The organism is Candidatus Magnetaquiglobus sp., from assembly GCF_058402785.1.
The window spans coordinates 1-5,041 of record NZ_JBZVFG010000089.1; the positions used below are offsets into that span (position 1 = coordinate 1).

Here is a 5,041-nt window from a genome sequence, read left to right on the forward strand (position 1 = left end):
CCCCTTGATGTTGATCCCTGTGTCGCTCCAGGTGGAAATACTCTTTTCGTAGACATGGCCGTTGTCGCCGCGCAGATAAAGATCGAATTGGGCGCCGATCGCGTCCGATGGGACACCCGAACCCTGATACCAGCGTTGCGGACCTGGAATCCCTTGGGGACCGGTGGCCCCTTGTGGTCCTTGTGGTCCCTGTGGACCGGTGGCCCCTTGCGGACCCGGCTCCCCTTGCACACCCTGCGCCCCTTGCGGACCCACGCCTCCCTGTACCCCTTGCGGACCCGCCTCCCCTTGCGGACCTTGCGGACCCATCGCACCACTCGGACCCGCCAAGCCTTGCGGCCCCGTCTCTCCCGGATCGCCAGGTTCCCCTTGCGGACCTTGCGAACCTTGCGGACCTTGCGGACCCTGCAACGCCAATTGCTGCCAGTACTCGCCAGACGTGGCGGGCGCATGGCCACTTCCAACCTGCCTGCACACGTAAATCAAACCATTTTCCATCACCACATCACCAACCGCATACACGGTCACGGCATCGTGAAATCCGCGAAAAGCCGCCCCAAAATCCACGGCATCGTTGACTTGGTTTAGCTTACCGGTCATGGGATTGAACTCGAATCTGGACATGACACACCTCCATCACGCATAGGTCAGGGATACATGGTCGGACCATGCCTGGTCGAAACGCGCCTCACCCGCGGCAAACTTCGTGGCCGTGGTGCCATCCTCGAACAGACTGATCCTCTTGATCATCCAGACCGGATCCGCCTCGCCACTCCCCGGATAGGCATATCCCAGATAGAAATGCTGGGTGCTTCCCTCCATGACGGCATGGCTGCGATTGGTCAACAAATCTTCACCTGCGAGCGTGGTTGCAAACTTGCGACTCTTCAACTCCTCCGGACTTAACATCGGCATCTCCTTTGATCCGTCACATAAACGATATTAAATGCTTACATGAACAGTATAACTTTGAGCTAAAGAATAAGAATATGAATAAATTCGTCTAATTGTTATGATTCAGACTCAATAACATAACTAAAAAATAATTTACATGTCAGCCACATTGCCGTATGGAAACCGCCTCCATATTGAGGTATCATGATCGATAATCGCGATTTCGGGATGTCCGCACATCCCCAGCATTCACGCCAACAAGAAGGATGATGACGATGAGCTTTCAACTGCCCCCCTTGCCCTATGCACCGAATGCCCTGGAGCCCCATATTTCCGCCGAAACCCTGGAATTCCATCACGGCAAGCATCATCAAACCTATGTCACCAATCTCAACAAGCTGATCGACGGCACGCCGGATCAGGAAAAATCCCTGGAAGAGATCATCAAGAGTTCGTCGGGAGGATTGTTCAACAACGCGGCCCAGGTCTGGAACCACACCTTCTACTGGAACTGCCTGACCCCCGGTGGCGGTGGCGCCCCGACCGGCGCGCTCGCCGATGCCATCAACGCCAAATTCGGCTCTTTCGAGACCTTCAAGGAGCGTTTCACCAACACCGCCATTGGAACCTTTGGTTCCGGATGGGCCTGGCTGGTCAAAAATCCGGATGGTTCGTTGGACCTGATGAGTACCAGCAATGCAGCCACCCCCATGACCGAGGGAAAAACCGCGCTGCTGACCTGTGATGTCTGGGATAAACGATATTAAATGCTTACATGAACAGTATAACTTTGAGCTAAAGAATAAGAATATGAATAAATTCGTCTAATTGTTATGATTCAGACTCAATAACATAACTAAAAAATAATTTACATGTCAGCCACATTGCCGTATGGAAACCGCCTCCATATTGAGGTATCATGATCGATAATCGCGATTTCGGGATGTCCGCACATCCCCAGCATTCACGCCAACAAGAAGGATGATGACGATGAGCTTTCAACTGCCCCCCTTGCCCTATGCACCGAATGCCCTGGAGCCCCATATTTCCGCCGAAACCCTGGAATTCCATCACGGCAAGCATCATCAAACCTATGTCACCAATCTCAACAAGCTGATCGACGGCACGCCGGATCAGGAAAAATCCCTGGAAGAGATCATCAAGAGTTCGTCGGGAGGATTGTTCAACAACGCGGCCCAGGTCTGGAACCACACCTTCTACTGGAACTGCCTGACCCCCGGTGGCGGTGGCGCCCCGACCGGCGCGCTCGCCGATGCCATCAACGCCAAATTCGGCTCTTTCGAGACCTTCAAGGAGCGTTTCACCAACACCGCCATTGGAACCTTTGGTTCCGGATGGGCCTGGCTGGTCAAAAATCCGGATGGTTCGTTGGACCTGATGAGTACCAGCAATGCAGCCACCCCCATGACCGAGGGAAAAACCGCGCTGCTGACCTGTGATGTCTGGGAGCATGCCTACTACATCGATTTCCGCAATGCGCGTCCCAAGTATGTCGAAGCGTTCTGGAACCTGGTCAACTGGGACTTCGTGGCCAGCCATTTCGCGTCGTAACGACCAATCCTCGTCATTTACCGTGGAACTCCCATCAGGGAGATCCACGGTCGGGGACCCCCCATCAGGGAGATCCACCCGGTCGGGGAGCACCCATCAGGGAGATCCATCCGGTCGGGAGGCACCCATCAGGGAGATCCATCCCGGTCGGGAGGCACCCCATCATACAATCTTACCAACCAGAAGGCCGCCTGGAACACGATTCCAGGCGGCCTTCTGGTTGGCATGACGATCACAGTGTCCCAAACCGTGCATTGACATATCGTGGCAGCGTCCCTTCATCAGAAATGACGCAACGACCCGAGCAACTCGGCATACGACTTGTGTGCAACGACGGACATCGCAACGCCGTATCGAAATCTCTCTGTAACAATCAGGGTATGGAAAGGCAGAGCACCCCGCCGTTCTCCCACACCACCGGACAGCCGGGCGCACCCAAACAAAATGGCCTGGAGATATGCTCTCCAGGCCATTTTTTGTTTGGGTGCCTTACCTGATGGGAAGCCCCACCCTGCCGTGAACCTCCCTTGCGGGAGTTTCACGGCAGATTCTCAAGTTCGTCACCACTCGATCTTGTCGATGTTCTGAAAGTGAATCACATCACCGGTCGCATTGAACGTGATCGAGCCGGATGCATTGTCCAGATGATCGAGCACACCATGCTGCGTGGCGTTGGTCACCGTAACCGTATGATCGTCAACATGCGCAGTCCACCCACCATCGTAGTGGCCGGTCATGGAGAGCGACTTATCGGTCAAGTCGATGATGTCCGTCCACTTGCCTTGACCTCCATCCACCGTGGCACTCTGGGCATTGCCAAAAATGAACAGGTCATTGCCAGCCTGACCAAACATATCATCATCACCCCCCCTGCCCAGGAAGGTGTCGTTGCCATTTCCACCCCAGAGGTGATCATCTCCAGAGGTTCCAACCATCAGATCGTTCTTGGACGTACCGTGCAACGACACGCCATCCTGATGAACAGGCTCATGCGTCGGTTCCGGCGCACAGGTAGGTTCCGGCGCACAGGTAGGCTCAGGCGCATGCGTCGGTTCCGGCGCACAGGTAGGCTCAGGCGCATGTGTCGGTTCCGGCGCACAGGAGGTAGGTTCCGGCGCACAGGTAGGCTCAGGCGCATGCGTCGGTTCCGGATGCGGCGCACAGGTCGGATGCACTCCGGAATGCCCTGAAGATGGCGGTTGGGTATGCATTGACGACGCCGGTTTCGTACACACCGACGACGCCGGTTTCGTGTGCATTGACGACGCCGGTTTCGTGTGCATTGACGACGCCGGTTTCGTGTGCATTGACGACGCAGGCTTCGTGTGCATTGACGACGCCGGTTTCGTGTGCATTGACGACGCCGGTTTCGTACACACCGACGACGCCGGTTTCGTGTGCGACGACGACGCAGGCTTCGTGTGCATTGACGACGCCGGTTTCGTGTGCATTGACGACGCAGGCTTCGTGTGCATTGACGACGCAGGCTTCGTGTGCATTGACGACGCAGGCTTCGTACACACCGACGACGCCGGTTTCGTCCCGCTCGACGCAGGCTTGGTCCCGCTCGAGGCAGGCTTCGTTCCGCTCGACGCAGGCTTGGTCCCACTCGAGGCCGGTTTCGTCCCACTCGACGCCGGTTTCGTCCCGCTCGAGGCAGGCTTGGTCCCGCTCGAGGCAGTCTTGGTCCCGCTCGACGCAGGCTTGGTCCCACTCGAGGCCGGTTTCGTCCCGCTCGACGCCGGTTTCGTCCCACTCGACGCAGGTTTCGTTCCGCTCGACGCAGGCTTGGTCCCACTCGAGGCAGGCTTGGTCCCGCTCGAGGCAGGCTTGGTTCCGCTCGACGCAGGCTTGGTCCCACTCGACGCAGGCTTCGTCCCGCTCGACGCCGGTTTCGTTCCGCTCGACGCCGGTTTCGTCCCGCTCGACGCCGGTTTCGTTCCGCTCGACGCCGGTTTCGTTCCGCTCGACGCAGGCTTCGTCCCGCTCGAGGCAGGCTTGGTTCCGCTCGACGCAGGCTTGGTCCCGCTCGACGCAGGCTTCGTCCCGCTCGAGGCCGGCTTGGTCCCACTCGAGGCCGGTTTTGTTCCGCTCGAGGCCGGTTTCGTTCCGCTCGACGCAGGCTTGGTCCCGCTCGACGCAGGCTTGGTTCCGCTCGACGCAGGCTTGGTTCCGCTCGACGCAGGCTTCGTCCCGCTCGAGGCCGGCTTGGTCCCACTCGAGGCCGGTTTTGTTCCGCTCGAGGCCGGTTTCGTTCCGCTCGACGCAGGCTTGGTTCCGCTCGACGCCGGTTTCGTCCCGCTCGAGGCCGGTTTCGTCCCGCTCGACGCAGGCTTGGTCCCGCTTGAGGCCGGCTTGGTCCCGCTCGACGCAGGCTTGGTCCCGCTCGACGCAGGCTTGGTCCCACTCGAGGCCGGCTTGGTCCCACTCGACGCCGGTTTCGTCCCGCTCGACGCCGGTTTCGTCCCGCTCGACGCAGGCTTCGTCCCGCTCAAGGCCGGTTTCGTCCCGCTCGACGCAGGCTTGGTCCCGCTCGACGCAGGCTTGGTCCCGCTCGACGCAGGCTTGGTCCCAC

At 58.4% G+C, this 5,041-nt stretch carries 4 protein-coding genes and 2 pseudogenes; 2 read left to right on the top strand and 4 right to left on the bottom strand.

Going from position 1 to position 5,041, the window contains the following annotated elements:
• Together ACV4UY_RS16460 and ACV4UY_RS16465 are read right to left on the bottom strand one after the other, a co-directional pair.
• Positions 1-624, bottom strand: a pseudogene (locus ACV4UY_RS16460) (hypothetical protein); the annotation flags it as partial.
• Between the two features lie 12 nt (positions 625-636).
• Positions 637-915 carry a hypothetical protein gene (locus ACV4UY_RS16465; protein WP_491608642.1) on the bottom strand — a complete coding sequence of 93 codons (279 nt, stop codon included), beginning with the start codon at positions 913-915 and terminating at the stop codon, positions 637-639.
• A gap of 254 nt (positions 916-1,169) precedes the next feature.
• On the opposite strand from ACV4UY_RS16465, the pseudogene ACV4UY_RS16470 reads away from it, so the two are divergent.
• A pseudogene (locus ACV4UY_RS16470) lies at positions 1,170-1,658 on the top strand (superoxide dismutase); the annotation flags it as partial.
• 226 nt (positions 1,659-1,884) lie between these two features.
• Positions 1,885-2,466: a superoxide dismutase gene (locus ACV4UY_RS16475; RefSeq protein WP_491608643.1), complete on the top strand. Its 582-nt coding sequence runs from the start codon at positions 1,885-1,887 to the stop codon at positions 2,464-2,466.
• A gap of 560 nt (positions 2,467-3,026) precedes the next feature.
• Here the strand turns inward: ACV4UY_RS16475 and ACV4UY_RS16480 are convergent.
• Both ACV4UY_RS16480 and ACV4UY_RS16485 read right to left on the bottom strand, forming a co-directional pair.
• Positions 3,027-3,428, bottom strand: coding sequence for a calcium-binding protein (locus ACV4UY_RS16480; protein WP_491608644.1), 402 nt, complete (start codon positions 3,426-3,428; stop codon positions 3,027-3,029).
• Positions 3,429-3,594: 166 nt separating this feature from the next.
• Positions 3,595-5,041: hypothetical protein (locus tag ACV4UY_RS16485; RefSeq protein WP_491608645.1), on the bottom strand; the 1,447-nt coding region annotated here is incomplete at its 5' end.

What these genes read in the sequence shown, in the direction of transcription:
- ACV4UY_RS16465 (WP_491608642.1), bottom strand. Translation starts at nt 915, where the DNA reads ATGCCGATGTTAAGTCCGGAGGAGTTGAAGAGTCGCAAGTTTGCAACC.
- ACV4UY_RS16475 (WP_491608643.1), top strand. Translation starts at nt 1,885, where the DNA reads ATGAGCTTTCAACTGCCCCCCTTGCCCTATGCACCGAATGCCCTGGAG.